Here is a 428-nt window from a genome sequence, read left to right as displayed (position 1 = left end):
ATTTACGTTAGCAAATGAATCCAATACTGCTCGAGCAGCAGTCGGATTAGAATTATAAACATCACTTAAAATACGTTCGCCTTTTTTTCCAGTTAACCACTCTGTTCGATTTTTGGTTAAATCAAAGTCAACTAGCGCTTCAGCTTCTTTTTTTAGGTCAATATGGTACTTATGTCCAACGGCGATTGCTGCTAATGCATTAGTTACGTTGTAATCACCCAATACTGGAATTGTTACGGTGGTTTCTTCATCCAAATTAGTTTTGAACATTGTACTTGTGTCAGTTCCCTGGATATCACTGGCGCTGACATCATTATCTGCTTTAAGCCCAAAACGGTATTGTTCAACATTGAGGTCTTTAGCACGCTGTTCTAATAGCGGTTCATCCCCGTTAAAAACAAAACAACCGTCCTCTTTTAGGCCATCTG

The 428-nt window shown here is 39.0% G+C and carries 1 protein-coding gene; it reads right to left on the bottom strand.

The features are described from left to right. Nucleotides 1–428: Mur ligase family protein (locus tag C1I99_RS35525; protein ID WP_267897543.1), on the bottom strand; the 428-nt coding region annotated here is incomplete at both ends.

Origin of the sequence: Micromonospora deserti (genome assembly GCF_003236335.1) — a bacterium.
GTDB lineage: Bacteria > Actinomycetota > Actinomycetes > Mycobacteriales > Micromonosporaceae > Micromonospora > Micromonospora deserti.
This window is presented reverse-complemented; position numbering and strand designations above follow the sequence as displayed.